Genomic DNA, 16002 nt, shown 5'->3' with positions numbered 1-16002 from the left:
ACCAGTGCTGAAAATATGAGAAGATCGTTTGTCTGTCAAGATTACTGCGTGTGAAAGTAAAAGACGACGCCCCGGCAGGTATGCAGACCGGGGCGCCGTCGACTCCACTTATAGTGCTCCCACCGCGTCACGAATCTGAAGGCACATGTCCGCCTTGTTCAGCGTGTACAGATGGATGCCGGGGGCGCCGCCATCTATCAGAGAACGAATCTGACGCACGGCAAAGGCTATGCCCGCCTCGCGCACGGCCTCTGCGCCCCCGCGCGCGTCGGCTTCTTCAAGCTCAAGGTACAGCTTTCCGGGGATGTTCGCCCCGCACAAGGCCAGAATACGTTTGATGGATTCGAGACTCTGGATGGGGAGAATGCCCGGCAGCACGGGTTTCTCCACCCCGCACTCCTTGAGGCGTTCGATGAAGGCGAAATACTCACGCACATCGAAGAAAAGTTGCGTCACGACGAAATCCGCACCGGCGTGAATCTTCTGGCAGGTGTGTGCGATATCCTGCGAGAAACTCACCGACTCGGGATGCGCTGCCGGGTAGCCCGCCACGCCGATGCCGAATTCCGGGAACTCGTTCCGCACAAAACGTACAAGGTCGGATGCATACCGGAACTCCGCAGTTTCCCAGTCCACCTGTTGCCCACGCGGCGGGTCGCCACGCAAGGCGAGAACGTTCTCGACCCCCTGTTCACGCAATCTTGCAAGAAAACCGGCGATGCGTTCACGCGTGGCCCCCACGCAGGTGAGATGCGCCATGGGTTCGAGTCCGAGGGCATTCTTGAGATGGGCGGTGATATCGAGCGTATTGTCCTGTGTGCCCCCCCCCGCTCCATAGGTCACCGAGGCGAAGACAGGGTCCATGGCCTTGAGCCGCTCGACGGTGGCGAAGAACGCAGGCCACTGTTCGCGTTCCTTGGGCGGAAAGAACTCCAGCGAGTAGAATGGGCGACTCTGACGTTCAATGGCTTCGGCGATCTTCACGTTCTCTCCCTCGCTATATGCTGGTGCGCACCGCGTGGCGGCGCATGGCGTTACGATGCCTCTTCATATATCAAGATAGATTGATATGTCAATATACTGTTTTTAGTTCGTTGCTTCAAAAAACATCCCTCGATATCTCCGGCCTCTCACACGTCCCCACTCGTCGCCCCCATCAACGCATAGACTCACATCGGCATCAACGACAGACACCATGTCGCACAGAGTGCGCTTCTCCTAATACAACACGCAAGATCCTGTTATCGCAGAATATATACCACGGCGTCTCTCATGGAGACATACGCGAAACATGAAGCCGCTGAAGATGGAGAGGTCACAGGCCATGCGTTGCTTCGGCAGCCCCTTTCGCCTACTATGCGGCAGGTCGCCCGACCGGAGTCTTATGCACGGAAAATGTCTGGCCACTCTGGCCCTCATCGCACTGCTTCTGCAATTCGCATCGCCCTCCGCCCACGCCGGGCCATGGAGTGAGGTCGAGACCGGATTACAGATAGCCGTCTTCTCACATCCCGACACGGCGGAGGGCCCGACCGTGCTGGTGGCGTTGCGCATCGACCCCAATCTCTGGGATTTCTCGCTGCACACGGCGACGGGCGAAGGCGGCTACCCTCTCTCACTGGGGGCATGGGCAGAGAAGCTGAACCTTGGTGCGGCTATCAACTCCAGCATGTACCTGCCCGATGTGCGGACGAGTACCGGCTTTCTCAAAGCGGGCGAACACGTCAACAACCCGCGCGTCACGACCAAATTCGGCTCGTTCTTCGTGGCCGCCCCCGACGACCCTACCCTGCCACAGGCCGACCTTCTCGACCGTACCATCGACCCGTGGGCCGAACGCCTGCCCCACTACAATATGGTGGTACAGAACTACCGGCTCATCAGCACGAACAGACGCATCCTCTGGCCTCAAGGAGGCCCTGAATACTCCATTGCAGCCGTGGGACAGGACGGAAGCGGGGCCATTCTGTTCCTGCACTGCCGCGAACCCATGACAGCCCATGCCTTCGCGTCCATGCTTCTGGCGCTACCCCTCGACATCCACGACGTCATGTACGTCGAAGGCGGCCCGCAGGCCGGGCTTCTGCTGCATAGCCAGTCGCAGACCCGCATCTGGATGGGCCGGCACAGGGCCGACTTCTGGGGAACGGGCAACGCCGAAGCGCCGCTGCCCAACATCCTGGGGGCGCGCAAGCGTCCTGAGACGTGCCCTCGCACCCTCTTCGACTTTCCGCAACTACCCCCCACGCCGCAACCCTGACGGCTATAGAGCCCACTCCGGACACGGCTGCCGGGCAATACCTGCGCGCGACCGCGGATGCCACCCTCTGGTGCCATCACCGGGCATCCCACCAAGGACTGGGACCACACACCGGCTACTCCGGGACAGCCACGGCGCGTAGAGGACAGCTGTCTGCCCCCTGCGGATGCGCCGTCGTCGACGCATCCGCAGGGGGCGTTTCCTGTTGATGATCAGGCTTCGATGCGCGTACCGAGCACGTCGAGGAATTTACGTATCCACTCCGGATGGGCGGGCCACGCCGGGGCGGTGACGATGTTGCCGTCGACGCAGGCATTGGTGAAGGTGGCATTCACTTCGCACCATCTGCCGCCTGTCGCCTCCACGTCGGGACGCACGGCCGGGTACGCGGTGCAGGTACGGCCCTTGAGCACGCCAGCTGCCACAAGCACCTGCTGCCCGTGGCAGACCGATGCGATGGGCTTGCCCGCCGCTGCCATCTCCTTCACGATTTCAAGGACTCTCGGGTCGAGGCGGATATATTCGGGGGCACGCCCCCCCGGCACGACAAGCGCGTCATAGGCTGCCGTGTCCACCTTGTCGAAGTCGGCATTGAGGGTGAAATTATGTCCGCGCTTCTCGGTGTAGGTCTGGAATCCCTCGAAATCGTGGATGGCGGTCGCCACGAAGTCGCCAGCCTTCTTGCCGGGGCACACGACATCGACCTGATGCCCCACCATGAGCAGCATCTGAAAAGGAACCATGATTTCGTAGTCTTCGACGAAGTCACCTGCGAGCATCAGTATCTTCTTCACAGCCATGATGGTCTCCTGAATAGGATGCGGCATCTTGCCACACCGGTCTGCGATGGCTACAACTCCAGTGCCAACCGCCCGTTGCGGAGGCACCGCCCTGCGGCAATCCGCAGGGTCCGGTCATTACGTAGCACAATGGAACGTCTCTGTCCTTACTATGAGGTGACAGCCACATGCCCATGTTCGAATACCACTGCAACGCCTGCGGCAAGGACTTTGAAGAAATAGCCGGAAGCGAGGCGACCGTGCCCTGCCCCGGTTGCGGCAGCGACGATACCGCACGGCAGATGTCGGCCCCCAGTCTCAAGACCGGTGCCCCGCCTTTCAAGGTCGGCCCCGTGCGCCCCATGCCGCCTTCCCGCCCCGGCGGAGGTTGCCCCGGCGGTTCGTGCGGCGGCTGCGGCGGCAGCACCACCCTCGGCTGACCCGAGACCGCCTGCGCGCGGGACTGCAACAGGGCAACCACACGTCTTGCGTCTTTCGGCAAGGAGACGGGCGCCCCCGCATGAGCCTCGGGGATGCGTCATGCATCCTCCGGCGTGCGAGTCCCGCCCCGGTGCACGCAGGGTCTGGCAGGATACCGCACGTGCATCCATGAAGATGCAACGCCCAGACGCAACACCCCGCTGCACATGAAAACGCCGTCTCCGGAACCGGAGACGGCGTTTTGGCATTCAGACGCTGGTTCGAGGGTATCTCAATCGGGCTGCACCGCCCGACGTTGCGTCCCCTGCACATGCACATCGACCAGTGCCGGAGAAGCGGAACCGCCCTGCGGCTGTCCGTTACGATAGAACTGCCAGTCCGCATCATGGATATAGAACGGGTCGGCACTCTTGAGAATATACCTGTTATTGTACCAGAGAGAGGAGACCACCAGCACCTCGTTACGCGACCGGGAGTCGTACGGGTCTGCGACCAGCGAGAGGGCAACGGCCCCCAGTCCCGCCGGAAGCCCGGCGTCGACGGGGCCAAGCACCGAAGCGTACCTGCCGTCATGGAGTACCATGCGCACATCGTAGTCGAGGTACATCGAGTCCGCCTCGGCCTCGCGCGAGACCTGCAACCCCCGACGCACCAGTGCCGTCTGGACGAGGTCGTGGAAGAACAGACCGAAAGCCGTGCCGCCATGCCGCACCACATGGATGGGCCGACTGACCAGCCCCGTGTACATGAGGTCGTCCATGGCCTTGGCGACCTCGCCAGCGACCTCGTCCGCCAGTGCACGCCAGTGCTGCACACTGCGCAGGGTGCGTTGCTCCTGTCCGGCAAATTTGACGGGCACGGGCGTACTCGAACACCCGGCAACGAGACCTGATGTCACGAATGCCACTAGCAGCAGGATGCTGAGACACACCCTGCCGGACAGGCACCGCCCCGCCCCGGCCGTCTCATGATAGTTGGGATGATGGTATGACATAGGACACTCCCGACACGACAGCACCGCCCCACCTCAGCACGACACGAGAGGGATGCAGGGCCGCGTGCAAGACGAAGGCTACCGCCCGCGTGTCTTGGCGATGAGCCCCGCCACACGTTCCGTCAGCATGGGCAGGTCGGGTTTGGAAATCTGGTCATCGGCCCCGACCGATTCGCCCTTATGCCGCAGGGCATCTGTGATGAGCGACGAGAACAGCACCACGGGAAGACGCTGCAGTATGCTGTCGTCCTTGATGTTCCTCGTAAGCGTATGACCGTCCATCTCGGGCATTTCGATGTCGGAGATGACAAGCTGCACGATGTCGTTGACCGGCACCTTGCGCTCTTCTGCATCACGCCGGTAGCCGAGTAGCACGTTCCACGCCTCGCGCCCGCTGGCGGTACGCGTCACACGGTAGCCCGCCTTCTCGAGCGTGTTGCCGATCATGTTCCGTATGGAGGCCGAATCATCGGCGATGAGAACATGGTCGGGTTCGCCGGACGGCACCTGTGTGCCGATGGCCTTCTCGCCCTTCTTGCCCATGTCGAGATTGGGGTCCATGGAGGTGATGATCTTCTCCATGTCGAGAATGAAGACGATACGGTCCTCGAAACGCACGACCCCGGTGATGGAATCGCTGCTGTAACTCTGCACGTGTCTGCCGGGGGCCTCGACCTGACTCCAGCTGAGCCGATGGATGCGCGTGACACCCGACACGAGAAACGCCGTCACCACTCCGCTGAATTCGGAGACGATGACCTTGAGCGCATCACTGGACGTGAGCGACTTGCCAAGCCACAGGGCGAGATCGACAAGGGGTAGCACCTTGCCGCGCAGGTTGAATGTGCCCAGTGCCGCCGGATGGTGCTTGCTGGGAACCCCCGTGATGGTGGGGCGACGTATGATCTCGAGCACCTTCGCCACGTTCATGCCGTAGTAGCCGCGATAGGTCGAGCCGTCCGACGCCTGCTCATCGATGTAGAACTCGATGATTTCAAGCTCGTTGGTGCCGGATTCGAGAAGGATGTTTGTCTGGCTCATGCTGACTCCGTAACGTGGTGCCTTGAATGTCGTGAACCGCCCGCATCAGGGAACACAGGCTGTCAGGTTGCAGGCGAATGAGGCTGGACGCGACGCCCCGCCCGTGAATGGACTTCCGCCGCTCCGCATCCTGAAGCGGCCCCGGCGCACATGGCCCGCACTGTGCAGACCCCGGCATGGATGCACGTCATCTCGTCAGACGGGCAAGCACTTCGGGATGTGCGTTCCACGGATTGTGTGCGCACCCGCACTGCGGCAGCGTAGCGACCGGCAGGGGGGGCAACTCCGCCAGATGTCTATTGTACGCAAAGACCGCCAGCTGTTCCAGCGAAAGAACGTCTTCCACATTATAAGCGAGCAGTGTCTCTAGGGCCCGCACGTCCCCGGTACGCTCGTAGTGTTGCCAGAGCAACACGGCGGTGAAACCGTCCACGCCTTCAAGGTCGCCGCGCCCCATGCCCAGCGAATGCTCGATGCGCTTGAGTCCGCCGGTATAGCCCGCCGCCCGCAGCACGGGCCGAAGGTCGAGGTGGGCCATCCGTAGCCGGATGCCGAACGACCGTTCGATGAACGGGGCATCGAAGGAACGCCCGTTGAAGGTGACCAGCAGGCGGTAGGGCAGGATGTCGTCGGCGAACGCCTCAAGGTTCTCACCATGCACATAGGTACGCACGGTGACACCGTCGTAGAGGGCGATGGATGTGATGTGCGCCATCGGCCACGCCATGCCCGTGGTCTCGATGTCCACATAGGCAACGCTATGCCGGTAGGCAGAGAAGAGCCGCCATTGTTCCGCAGGGGCCAGACGTTCGCCGAACCATTGCGCATCCCCGGCCTCGTGGCGTGCCTTCGACTCTTCGAGGTGTGCAGCTGCCCCGCCACCGCCACGGCATGACAGGCGTCCCCGCGCAAGCGCGTCGTCCCACGTGAGGCAGCCCTCCTGCCAGAGGCGGGCCTCCTTTCCCGGCCCTACGCCGGGCAGATGCCTGAACGTCGAGCGTATCATGCGTCGCCTCCACCGGACTTGCCGCGACGCCCGCGCACCGGCTTCGTCCCGGTCTCGTGCGCCTGCCCGGCGGATGCTGCCGCCCGCGCGGCATCCTCTCCTGCGTCCTTCGTCGATGCCGTCTTGCGCCCCCTGGTACCGGAACGCCCGGACTTCGCCGCCACGGCACCGGGCTTGCGCCCCTTCCGGGGGGCGGCGGGCGCATCCTCCTTGCCCACGCCGACCTTCGCGCAGATACCAGCCATCTCGCACTGTTCGCACAAGGGCTTTCGTGCGTCGCACACATGACGCCCGAACCACACCAGCATGTGGTTGACGTCACCCCACGCTTCGCGCGGGTAGAGACGCATCAGGTCACGTTCGACCGCCACCGGGTCGGTCTCCTTCGTGAGCCCCATACGGTGCACGATGCGCTTCACATGCGTGTCGACGGCGATGCCCTCGTTGACGCCGAAGCCCCCCCAGAGCACGACATTGGCGGTCTTGCGTGCCACACCGGGCAACTGCACCAGTTCATCCATGGTTCGCGGCACCTCGCCCCCGTGCACCTCGGTGACACGCCGGGCCGCCCCCAGCAGGTTCTTCGCCTTGTTACGATAGAACCCCGTGGAATGGATGACCTCCTCAAGCGCCTCCTGCGTGGCACATGCCAGCGCGGCGGGGTCGGGCCACAGGGCGAACAGGTGCGGGGTGACCTTGTTCACACGTTCGTCGGTGCACTGGGCTGCAAGCACGGTCGCAACCAGCAGTTCCCAGGGATTGCGGGCCACAAGATGCGTGGCCGGGGTCGGGTAGCGTCTGCGCAAGAGGTCGAGCACCTGCAACGCGCGTTGCTGTACGGAAGGCAAAGGCATGGCACGTCTCCGGTTACGGGAATCGGCATCGTATGACACAGCCGAAGGCCCTCGGCAAGGCACGTCCCCGCAGCACATTCCCGCGTCTGTCTAGCTGAAGCAGGAACATACCCCATGCCCCCGGCGGAATGCGCCACTCCTGTGCGACGCGGATGCGGGAAGTCCCACGCCATGGGCACGTTGCCCTCGCCCGCACGTTGCGCTATGCAGGACGCACCGCGCAAGGACAACGGGAGAAGCCCCATGCCTTCCATGGTCTACATCACCGCTTCCGGCCCCGATGAGGCCGACGCCATCGCCGCCGCACTCGTGGAACGGCGACTCGCGGCCTGTGTCAACGTCCTCGGCCCTATCCGTTCCGTCTATCGATGGGAGGGCGCAGTGGAGAAGGCCACCGAAGTGGCACTCATCGCCAAGACTGCTGATGACCGGGTGCAAGACCTCATTGGCGCGGTACGCTCCATGCACAGCTATGACGTTCCCTGCATCGTCGTGCTGCCCGTCACCACGGGCAACCCCGACTTTCTCGACTGGATACACGCCGAAACCCGCTAAGGAGCCTCCATGTCCATCTATATCTCCGGTTCCCTCGCCTATGACCGGATCATGAACTTTCCCGGCAAGTTCTCCGACCATATCCTGCCTGACAAGATACACAACCTGAACGTGTGCTTCCTCATCGACAGGCTCGACGAGAAGCGCGGAGGCACAGCGGGCAACATCGCCTACAACCTCGCGCTGATGGATGAGAAGTCCATCATCCTCTCTTCGGTGGGCAAGGACTTCGACCGTTACGAACAGGTGCTCATGTCGCTCGGGCTCTCGTTCGAGGGCATCAACCGCTGCGACAACATGTTCACCGCCGGGGCGTACATCACCACCGACCAGGGCGACAACCAGATCACCGGCTTCAACCCCGGGGCCATGAGCGTTCCGTGCGGGTACGGCTTTCCCCACGCCACCCCCGAGGCCGACGTCGCCATCGTCTCTCCCGGCAACCTCGACGACATGATCGCCCTGCCCGCGCTCTACCGCGAAAAGGGCATCCGCTACATCTTCGACCCCGGGCAGCAGATCACCGCGCTCACGGGCGAGAAGATGCTCGAAGCCATCCACGGCTCGCACATGCTGGTGACCAACGATTACGAACTCGAACTCATCATGAAGGCCACGGGCCGCAGCAAGGCCGAACTGCTGGAGCACACCGGCTACATCATCACCACGCTGGGCGAGAACGGGTCGCGCATCGACAACGGCGCACCCGTCATGGTGCCCGCTGTGAAGGCCACACGGGTGCTCGACCCGACCGGAGCGGGAGACGCCTACCGCGCCGGGATCCTGAAAGGGCTTGTGGACGGTCTTGACGTGCTGGGTGCAGCGCGTCTGGGGGCCACCTGCGCCAGCTTCTGCGTCGAGGAATACGGCACGCAGGAGCACGTCTTCACCGCCGAGGCCTTCAAGGCACGCCATGAAGGGGCCTTCGGCGCGTAGTCCGCATCCCGTCGCACCGACCATGCAATGACACACATGACGGGGGCCACCCATGAGGTGGCCCCCGGTCTTCGACGAACCCGGAACGGAGTCTCGCGTCTGACAGGCCCGCGGGCTGGCGCAGGCTGTTCGCGGGCATGACGCCAAGCGTACGTCAGGGCGTATGTGCCAAGGGCGTACTCCGTTAAAACGACGAACTCGCCAGACCGCCACATATGGACTGCCACACAGGGGCAACCGGAACCTGACGGCACAACGAGTGGCAGTACCAGACGGGCAATCCCCGGTCAGTCTCCCCCTGTCGGACAGTCCGGCCCGGCAGCCCGACCGGACAGCCCATACGGCTACCGGCAGACTCCGCATGGCACCCTTCCACGACCTGAACATGCCGTGACCGGGGTCTGTCATCTTCGTCTGCCAGCCAGCATCTCTCCGGCGAACGTCACTCCGCGGCAGGCTATTCCTCTTCGAGCGAATACCCCGCCTTCTCCACGGCCTCACGCAGGATGGTGGGGTCGACGCATGCATTGGGGCCGTATGTGATTTCTCCGGTGGCGAGATTGATGTTCACCTGCTCCTCGCCCGTGGCCGTGCGGATGCTCTGCGATACGGTGGCCACGCAGTCGGGGGACTGCATGCCACGCACCTTGTACTTCTTCATGGTCGCCTCCTTGGAATGGCTGATACCTTGTGGCTGACAATCCTGATGTCATGCTACCTTATAACCCGTATCGCCCCGTTATCAAGAGCGCAATGGGCTGGCGAAGTGCCGCGCCACCCGCGCCGCCTTGCCTGACAGGCGCAAATGTCTTACTTCACCCTACGCCGCCTTGCGGCCTCACCGGAGCACCCATGGAACTCGACTTCACGCAGAAAGGCTACTGGATCATGTCCGCCATATGGTTCGGGGCAGGCTGCATGGGCGGCGTTCTCGCCGCGCGCCAGAAACGCAATGTCCTGCTCTGGTTCACCCTGTGCCTAGCCGCCCCCGTTGCCCTCTTCTTTCTCGCGGGTGACCATGCCCGACTCGAAGCGGCCAAGGACAAGGCCGAAGCCGACACACGTGAAGCCAGAGAGAACGGCACCGACAACCGATAGCGCAACGGGCGGCACGGCTGCCGACGTGACGTCCGGGAGCACACGGCCCGAATGCCACGGCCAGACAGGCACCGCAGCACAGTCCCCCGCAACACACTCCGCGCCAGCGCGCAAGCCGACACGATACCCCCCATGCACGACCGCACATTCCACATAGAGACGTTCGGCTGCCAGATGAACGTCAACGACTCGGACTGGCTCGCCCGCGCCCTCATGGAGCGCGGCTTCTCACCTGCCCCCTTCGGTGAGGCGAGACTGACCATCGTCAACACCTGTTCCGTACGCGACAAGCCCGAACAGAAGGTCTACAGCCTGCTGGGCCGCATCAGGCAAGCCACAAGCAAGAAGCCCGACGCCTTCGTCGCGGTGGGCGGTTGCGTGGCGCAGCAGATAGGTTCGGGCTTTTTCAGCCGTTTTCCGCAAGTGCGGCTCGTCTTCGGCACCGACGGACTCGCCATGGCCCCGCAAGCCCTCGACCGCCTTGTCGAGGAACCCGACCTCAAACTCTCGCTGCTCGACTTTTCCGAGGACTACCCGGAACGCGACGCAGTCCTCGGGCAGGGGGCCGTGCCCGCATCGGTCTTCGTCAATATCATGCAGGGGTGCGACAACTTCTGCGCCTACTGCATCGTGCCCTACACACGCGGCAGGCAGAAGTCGCGCGCCACAGGCACCATCCTTGACGAATGCCGCGCCCTTCTCGACAGGGGCGCGAGAGAGATAACCCTGCTGGGCCAGAACGTGAACTCGTTCGGGCAGGATAGCCACGGCGACGGCACCACGTTCGCGCAACTGTTGCACAAGGTCGCCGCGCTACCGGGGCTGGAGCGCCTGCGCTTCGTCACCCCGCACCCCAAGGACATCGCCCCCGAGGTGGTCGAAGCCTTCGGCACGCTGCCCAACCTGTGCCCCCGGCTGCATCTGCCACTACAGGCAGGGTCGGACCGCATCCTCAAGCTCATGGGGCGGCGCTACGACATGGCACGGTACCTGCGCATCGTGGACGACCTGCGTGCCGCACGACCCGACATCGTGCTCTCCAGCGACATCATCGTGGGCTTCCCCGGTGAGACGGAAGAGGACTTCATGGAGACCATGGACGCACTCGAGACGGTGGGCTACGCCGCCTCGTACTCGTTCTGCTACTCCGACAGGCCCGGTACACGCGCCGAGATGCTGCCCGACAAGCTGTCCCGCGAGGTCAAACTCGAACGGCTCGAACGGTTGCAGACACTTCAGAACAGATTGACGGAACGATGCCTGCAAGACATGGTAGGAAGGAAGGTCGAGGTACTCCTCGAAGGGATGAGCCGCAAACCGGGCGACGAAGGCGACAGCTGGCAGGGCCGCGACCCCTACGGAAACCTGGTCAACGTCGCGCTGCCGCAAGGGTCGGACGTGCGTGGAAGGTTCTTGCCCGTCGTCGTCGCGCAGGCCAAGAAGCATTCGCTCCTCGCGGAGCAGGCAGGTGCGCCATGGTAGAAATGAAAGTCGTCGGTCTTTCGCTCGACGAGTCGACCAAGGCTCCCATCCTCGTGCTGCGGCGCGAGGAGTCGGACGAACTGCTTCCCATCTGGATAGGTGCGATGGAGGCCATGGCCATTTCGCTGGCGCTCAACAACGTCGACGTGCCGCGCCCCCTCACGCACGACCTCCTGCTGCACACACTGCACGCGCTGCGGGCCGAACTTGTGGCGGTCGACCTTGTGGATTTGCGCGAGGGAACCTACTTCGCCGAACTCGTGCTCATCGCGGGGGGACGTCAGGCGCGTGTGGACTGCCGCCCGTCGGACGGCATCGCCCTCGCCCTGCGCGCCGGGGTGCCAATCCTCGTGCGCGAAGATGTGCTCCGCCGCGCCGCCGAGGACCGTATGCGCCCCATGCAGGATGATAGCGCCGTGCTGCGGGCCCCCGGCGACACGACACTGGGCATGACACGCGAACAGCTCGACGAACCCGACGAGAAGGAACTGTCAGACCTGTTGCAGTCGCTCGACCCAGAGACCAAGTACAGGATGTAGGATGATCGACTTCCACGTCCACACCACGTTCAGCGACAGCACCATGACCCCCGCCGTGGCCGTGCGCCACGCCAAGATGGCCGGGTATCGCGCCGTGGCACTCACCGACCACGCCGACCATGCCAACATGGACCTCATCCTGCGCCAGACCCTGCCGCTGGCCCGCAAGTACTCACTCTACGCGGGCATCGAGGTATTCGCGGGTGTGGAACTCACACACGTGCCCCCTGCCCTCATCCCCGAAGCCGTGCGCGAGGCACGCGCCATGGGCGCGCAGCTTGTGCTGGTGCACGGCGAGACCATCAGCGATGCCGTCGAAACCGGCACCAACCTTGCCGCCATCGAAGGTGGTGTCGACATCCTGGCCCACCCCGGACTCGTCAGTGACGAGGATGCCGCCTATGCCGCCGAACGCGGCGTGCGCTTTGAAATCACGACCCGTCCCGGACACGCCCTCACCAACGGGCATGTCGCCATGGCGGCGCGAAGGCACGGCGTCAGGTGCGTCATCAACAACGACGCCCACCACTCCCGTGATTTCGTGAACCCCGACCACCGCCTTGCCGTGGCACTGGGGGCGGGGCTGACCACCGCAGAGGTGACCGCCGCAGAAGCCGAAAGCCGCACATTGCTGGGCAGGCTGCTGCGCGAAGTCCGCTAGGGCCGCGGCAGGTCATCCCGCGTTCACCAGCGCGGCGTCACGAACCACCCTGCAGTAGCCGCCGCACGGCCGCGGCATCGGGCAACGCCATGGCGCGGTCGGCCAGAACCGCGCACGTGCCTGTATCGCACCCACGCACCACTTCCTTGGCACGTGGGATGGCGGGGCCGTTCATGCTCAGTTCATCAAGCTCAAGTCCCACCAGCAGGGGAATGGCCTCCGGGTTGCCCCCAAGCTCACCGCATATCGCCACGGGAATGCCCGCAGCATGCCCCGCCCGCACCGTGTCACGCACCATGCGCAACACGGCAGGATGCAACGCATCCGACAGGGCCGCCACAGAGGCGTTCCCCCTGTCCGCCGCCATGACATACTGGGCGAGGTCGTTGGTGCCTATGCTGAAGAAGGCGGCGTCACGTGCCAGCTGGTCGGCAAGGGCCACCGCCGCGGGCACCTCGATCATGATACCCACATCAAGCTGGCCATGCGGCATGCCTTCCGCGTCGAGTGTCGCACGGGCTTCATCCAGCAACGCCTTCGCAGCGGCGAGTTCGCCGGGGTGCGCCACCATGGGGAACATGACCTTCAGCGGATGGACGGCGGCAGCACGCAAGAGCGCACGCAGCTGGGTCATGAAAAGCGGTTTCCGCTCAAGGCAGAAACGTATGCCTCGCAGCCCGAGAAAGGGATTGTCCTCGCCGGTGGCGAAGCCTTCAAGATAGGACACCGGTTTATCGCCGCCGATATCGAGCGTGCGCACCACCACAGGGCGGCCCTGCATGGCTGCCGCGGCGGTCACGTAGGCTGTCAGCTGTTCCTCCTCGCCGGGGGGGGATGTCCGGTCGAGAAACAGGAACTCCGTCCGGAAGAGCCCCACGCCCTCTGCGCCGTTCTTGAGTGCCGCACCGGCATCTGCGGAAGAACCGATGTTGGCGAGTATGTGCACAGCACGGCCGTCGGCGGTGACTGCGGGCGCAGCCGCACCAGCGAGGGCCGCTTCGCGCCCTGCAAGCCATGCGTCACGACGGGCTTCGACGGCGGCCCGCACACCCGGTGCAGGATTCACCCAGACGTCGCCGGTGCCGCCATCGAGGGCCACGATGTCGCCCTCGCCCACCCCCTGCAGTGCTGGCCCCAGCCCTGCCACGGCAGGGATGCCCAGTGACCGGGCGAGGATGGCGGCATGGGAAGTGGCCCCGCCTTGCACCGTGACGATGCCGATGACCAGCGAGGGGTCTAGGGTCGCCATATCCGAAGGACCAAGGTCGGTGGCCAGCAGCACCGAAGGGCCGCCAAGACGGGGGCCGACCGCTGCAACCCCGGTCAGCAGGCGCAGTACGCGGGCGCCCACATCCACCATGTCGGCCTCACGTTCACGCATGTAGCCTTCGGGAAGTTGCCGGAAGGTCGCCGCTGCATCGCTGATCACTTCATACCATGCGGATTCGGCTGCCTCGCGCCTGTCCATTATGCGCTGACGCGCCGCCCCGGCGATGGTGACATCGTCGAGCAGCAACCGGTGCATGGCGAATATCTCGGCCTCTTTCCGACCGGCTGCGGCAACTGTGCGGCGTTCGAGTTCGACCAGTTCGGTGCGCGCCGCGCCGAGGGCCGCATCCAGACGGGTGACCTCGGTCGCCGGGTCGTCCGCAAGGGGCGCGACATCCGGGGCATCGAAGGCGGGCCGGTACCATACCGCGTTTCCGACGGTCAGCCCCGGAGATGCGGCGGCCCCGCGCAGGACGCCTCCACCTTGAACATCGGCAGATACGGCGGCCTCTGCCATGTCCCCATCCTTCGGCGCCTCCGCCGGGGACGGGGCCTCCCCTTTGGACGGGGCTTCAGGCGCATCGCCGAAATGAGCTGCCGCAAGAGCTTCGATGGCTCGCAGGGCGAGGGCGGCATCGCCACCCACGGCCCTGAAGGTCACGGTCTCACCGCCACGCACGGCCAGCGTCGCGATGCGGTTCACCGAACGCGCGGAGACGACGCGGTCGCCCCGCACCAGTTGCACGTCTGCGGCAAACGGCCCCAGTGCAGTGACGATGCGTGCAGCCGGACGCGCATGCAAGCCGAGCCTGTTGGGAACCACCAGCGTGAGTTCCTCGCCAGCGGGCATTGCCGACGAGGGCACTGTGGAATCCCGTGCCCCTTCCGGATGCGCTGAAGGCATCGCCGGGGCTGCGGGGGCCGCCGCACCGAGCAGTTCGCGCTTCGCCGCCAGCGCGCTCTGCGCCTCCTCCGCCACGGCTCCAAGGTCGGCCCCGGTCGAGGCGAGGACAGCGGCCGCCATGAGCCCCTCCACCAGTGGCGCGGCACTGAGTCGTACCTGAGAGGCCACCTCCGGCGGCAGAAGGTCGAGGGCCGTCTCCGCGCTCATGAGGGCGCTGCCAAGGTCCATCAGCACAAGCACGCCGTCGCCCTGTTGCACCTCCTCGATGGCGGTCATCACCCGCACGGGGTCGGTTCCTATCGGATGGTCGGGGTCGTCGATGCCTCCGGCCACAGCCAGCGGCACTCGGCCCTGTGTCATCTGCTCAGCCAGTTCCCTGAGACCCTGCCCCAACACCGCGCTATGCGTGACGACGACGATGCCGACCATCCCCTACCCCCGTACCACGTCGCGCAACGCCGTGAGCATGAACACGGTGGATGTGGCACCGGGGTCCTGATGGCCGATGCTGCGCTCGCCCAGATAGCTTGCCCGGCCCTTGCGAGCCTGCATGGGAATGGTGGCCCGCATCCCCTCTCCGGCGGCGTCCACTGCGGCGTCAAGCGCCAGTGCGAGGTCATCGCCCTTGCCGAGGGCGGCACGGAAGGCATCGAGGGCAGGGGCCCACGCATCGTACATGGTCTTGTCCTGCAGGACGGGCCGCCCACGCGAGACCAGACCCGCAACCCCGGCTTCGAGCATGGTCAGGGTTTCCGTGGCATCCAGCGTGTCCTTGCCCGCCACGGCAAGCCCCGCTTTCATGAAGAAGGTGCCGTACAGAGGGCCGCTGGCCCCCCCCACAGAGGAGAGCAACACCATGCCCGTGTCCTTGAGAATGGCTCCGATATCCTTGTCCTCGAAGGCAGCCAGCTTCTCCTGCACCTTGCCGAACCCGCGATCCATGTTGATGCCATGGTCGGCGTCACCGATGGCGGCGTCGAGGTCGGTCAGATAGGCCTTGTTTTCACGCATGATATCGCCCAGTCGGGCGAGCCAGGTCAGAACATGCTTTCGTGTGAGTTGCATGGAACATCCTCATGATGGAGAGCTTGCGGACGCGCAAGTAGCGCGCCCCGCAGCAGGAAGGCGAACCGAATCGCCCGCCGGCTGCGGGATGGCAAAGGGACGGTGGATGGTTATCGCC

General features: G+C 64.4%; 17 protein-coding genes. 8 read left to right on the top strand and 9 right to left on the bottom strand.

Going from position 1 to position 16002, the window contains the following annotated elements:
- Window positions 1-108: 108 nt before the first annotated feature.
- Window positions 109-984, bottom strand: coding sequence for a methylenetetrahydrofolate reductase [NAD(P)H] (gene metF, locus DVU_RS04720; RefSeq protein WP_010938296.1), 876 nt, complete (start codon window positions 982-984; stop codon window positions 109-111).
- 400 nt (window positions 985-1384) lie between these two features.
- Here metF and DVU_RS04715 point away from each other — a divergent pair, with 400 nt between their 5' ends.
- The gene (locus DVU_RS04715; protein ID WP_010938295.1) at window positions 1385-2260 is read left to right on the top strand and encodes a phosphodiester glycosidase family protein; all 876 of its coding nucleotides are present in this window, start codon (window positions 1385-1387) and stop codon (window positions 2258-2260) included.
- 212 nt (window positions 2261-2472) lie between these two features.
- Here DVU_RS04715 and DVU_RS04710 read toward each other — a convergent pair whose 3' ends face one another.
- Complete coding sequence (locus DVU_RS04710; RefSeq protein ID WP_010938294.1) at window positions 2473-3060, bottom strand: DJ-1/PfpI family protein; 588 nt, start codon at window positions 3058-3060, stop codon at window positions 2473-2475.
- 167 nt (window positions 3061-3227) lie between these two features.
- On the opposite strand from DVU_RS04710, the gene DVU_RS04705 reads away from it, so the two are divergent.
- Window positions 3228-3479 (top strand): FmdB family zinc ribbon protein, encoded by a 252-nt coding sequence (locus DVU_RS04705; RefSeq protein ID WP_014524300.1) that lies wholly within the window; start codon window positions 3228-3230, stop codon window positions 3477-3479.
- A gap of 272 nt (window positions 3480-3751) precedes the next feature.
- On the opposite strand, the gene DVU_RS04700 is transcribed toward DVU_RS04705, so the two are convergent.
- The 4 genes from DVU_RS04700 to nth all read right to left on the bottom strand — a co-directional run bounded on the left by DVU_RS04700 (window position 3752) and on the right by nth (window position 7375).
- On the bottom strand, window positions 3752-4474 hold the full coding sequence (locus DVU_RS04700; protein ID WP_010938292.1) for a hypothetical protein: 723 nt from the start codon (window positions 4472-4474) through the stop codon (window positions 3752-3754).
- Between the two features lie 78 nt (window positions 4475-4552).
- Window positions 4553-5515 (bottom strand): chemotaxis protein, encoded by a 963-nt coding sequence (locus DVU_RS04695; RefSeq protein ID WP_010938291.1) that lies wholly within the window; start codon window positions 5513-5515, stop codon window positions 4553-4555.
- A gap of 187 nt (window positions 5516-5702) precedes the next feature.
- Window positions 5703-6521: a ribonuclease H-like domain-containing protein gene (locus DVU_RS04690; protein ID WP_010938290.1), complete on the bottom strand. Its 819-nt coding sequence runs from the start codon at window positions 6519-6521 to the stop codon at window positions 5703-5705.
- Window positions 6518-7375 carry an endonuclease III gene (nth, locus tag DVU_RS04685; protein ID WP_010938289.1) on the bottom strand — a complete coding sequence of 286 codons (858 nt, stop codon included), beginning with the start codon at window positions 7373-7375 and terminating at the stop codon, window positions 6518-6520. Before nth ends, DVU_RS04690 begins: the two co-directional genes overlap by 4 nt.
- A gap of 243 nt (window positions 7376-7618) precedes the next feature.
- Between nth and cutA the strand changes: the two genes are divergently transcribed.
- The gene (cutA, locus tag DVU_RS04680; RefSeq protein ID WP_223294592.1) at window positions 7619-7930 is read left to right on the top strand and encodes a divalent-cation tolerance protein CutA; all 312 of its coding nucleotides are present in this window, start codon (window positions 7619-7621) and stop codon (window positions 7928-7930) included.
- A gap of 9 nt (window positions 7931-7939) precedes the next feature.
- Window positions 7940-8866 carry a carbohydrate kinase family protein gene (locus tag DVU_RS04675; protein WP_010938287.1) on the top strand — a complete coding sequence of 309 codons (927 nt, stop codon included), beginning with the start codon at window positions 7940-7942 and terminating at the stop codon, window positions 8864-8866.
- 457 nt (window positions 8867-9323) lie between these two features.
- On the opposite strand, the gene DVU_RS04670 is transcribed toward DVU_RS04675, so the two are convergent.
- A complete protein-coding gene (locus tag DVU_RS04670; protein WP_010938286.1) occupies window positions 9324-9527 on the bottom strand; it encodes a heavy-metal-associated domain-containing protein in 204 nt (67 codons plus the stop codon).
- Window positions 9528-9718: 191 nt separating this feature from the next.
- Between DVU_RS04670 and DVU_RS04665 the strand changes: the two genes are divergently transcribed.
- From DVU_RS04665 to DVU_RS04650, 4 genes are all read left to right on the top strand, one after another.
- Window positions 9719-9964: a hypothetical protein gene (locus DVU_RS04665; RefSeq protein ID WP_011792600.1), complete on the top strand. Its 246-nt coding sequence runs from the start codon at window positions 9719-9721 to the stop codon at window positions 9962-9964.
- A 132-nt stretch (window positions 9965-10096) separates the two neighbouring features.
- Complete coding sequence (gene miaB, locus DVU_RS04660; RefSeq protein WP_010938283.1) at window positions 10097-11446, top strand: tRNA (N6-isopentenyl adenosine(37)-C2)-methylthiotransferase MiaB; 1350 nt, start codon at window positions 10097-10099, stop codon at window positions 11444-11446.
- Entirely contained in the window at window positions 11440-11985 is a 546-nt protein-coding gene (locus DVU_RS04655) for a bifunctional nuclease family protein (RefSeq protein ID WP_010938282.1), read from the top strand. Before miaB ends, DVU_RS04655 begins: the two co-directional genes overlap by 7 nt.
- Before the next feature lies 1 nt (window position 11986).
- Window positions 11987-12646 (top strand): histidinol phosphate phosphatase domain-containing protein, encoded by a 660-nt coding sequence (locus tag DVU_RS04650; protein WP_010938281.1) that lies wholly within the window; start codon window positions 11987-11989, stop codon window positions 12644-12646.
- 37 nt (window positions 12647-12683) lie between these two features.
- Here DVU_RS04650 and ptsP read toward each other — a convergent pair whose 3' ends face one another.
- Both ptsP and dhaL read right to left on the bottom strand, forming a co-directional pair.
- Window positions 12684-15248: a phosphoenolpyruvate--protein phosphotransferase gene (gene ptsP / locus DVU_RS04645; protein ID WP_010938280.1), complete on the bottom strand. Its 2565-nt coding sequence runs from the start codon at window positions 15246-15248 to the stop codon at window positions 12684-12686.
- Between the two features lie 3 nt (window positions 15249-15251).
- Entirely contained in the window at window positions 15252-15884 is a 633-nt protein-coding gene (gene dhaL / locus DVU_RS04640) for a dihydroxyacetone kinase subunit DhaL (protein ID WP_010938279.1), read from the bottom strand.
- Window positions 15885-16002 lie beyond the last annotated feature (118 nt).

Origin of the sequence: Nitratidesulfovibrio vulgaris str. Hildenborough (assembly GCF_000195755.1) — a bacterium.
Classification (GTDB): Bacteria; Desulfobacterota; Desulfovibrionia; order Desulfovibrionales; family Desulfovibrionaceae; genus Nitratidesulfovibrio; species Nitratidesulfovibrio vulgaris.
The sequence above is the reverse complement of the archived record's forward strand: the minus strand, read 5'-3'. Positions and strand labels throughout refer to the sequence as shown.

Bases quoted from the DNA above. Each gene is read 5' to 3' on its own strand.
- DVU_RS04715 (WP_010938295.1), top strand. From the start codon at position 1,385: ATGCACGGAAAATGTCTGGCCACTCTGGCCCTCATCGCACTGCTTCTG.
- DVU_RS04670 (WP_010938286.1), bottom strand. From the start codon at position 9,527: ATGAAGAAGTACAAGGTGCGTGGCATGCAGTCCCCCGACTGCGTGGCC.
- DVU_RS04690 (WP_010938290.1), bottom strand. From the start codon at position 6,521: ATGATACGCTCGACGTTCAGGCATCTGCCCGGCGTAGGGCCGGGAAAG.
- miaB (WP_010938283.1), top strand. From the start codon at position 10,097: ATGCACGACCGCACATTCCACATAGAGACGTTCGGCTGCCAGATGAAC.
- DVU_RS04700 (WP_010938292.1), bottom strand. From the start codon at position 4,474: ATGTCATACCATCATCCCAACTATCATGAGACGGCCGGGGCGGGGCGG.
- DVU_RS04710 (WP_010938294.1), bottom strand. From the start codon at position 3,060: ATGGCTGTGAAGAAGATACTGATGCTCGCAGGTGACTTCGTCGAAGAC.
- DVU_RS04705 (WP_014524300.1), top strand. From the start codon at position 3,228: ATGCCCATGTTCGAATACCACTGCAACGCCTGCGGCAAGGACTTTGAA.
- DVU_RS04655 (WP_010938282.1), top strand. From the start codon at position 11,440: ATGGTAGAAATGAAAGTCGTCGGTCTTTCGCTCGACGAGTCGACCAAG.
- ptsP (WP_010938280.1), bottom strand. From the start codon at position 15,248: ATGGTCGGCATCGTCGTCGTCACGCATAGCGCGGTGTTGGGGCAGGGT.
- DVU_RS04665 (WP_011792600.1), top strand. From the start codon at position 9,719: ATGGAACTCGACTTCACGCAGAAAGGCTACTGGATCATGTCCGCCATA.
- DVU_RS04650 (WP_010938281.1), top strand. From the start codon at position 11,987: ATGATCGACTTCCACGTCCACACCACGTTCAGCGACAGCACCATGACC.
- cutA (WP_223294592.1), top strand. From the start codon at position 7,619: ATGCCTTCCATGGTCTACATCACCGCTTCCGGCCCCGATGAGGCCGAC.
- dhaL (WP_010938279.1), bottom strand. From the start codon at position 15,884: ATGCAACTCACACGAAAGCATGTTCTGACCTGGCTCGCCCGACTGGGC.
- DVU_RS04675 (WP_010938287.1), top strand. From the start codon at position 7,940: ATGTCCATCTATATCTCCGGTTCCCTCGCCTATGACCGGATCATGAAC.
- DVU_RS04695 (WP_010938291.1), bottom strand. From the start codon at position 5,515: ATGAGCCAGACAAACATCCTTCTCGAATCCGGCACCAACGAGCTTGAA.
- nth (WP_010938289.1), bottom strand. From the start codon at position 7,375: ATGCCTTTGCCTTCCGTACAGCAACGCGCGTTGCAGGTGCTCGACCTC.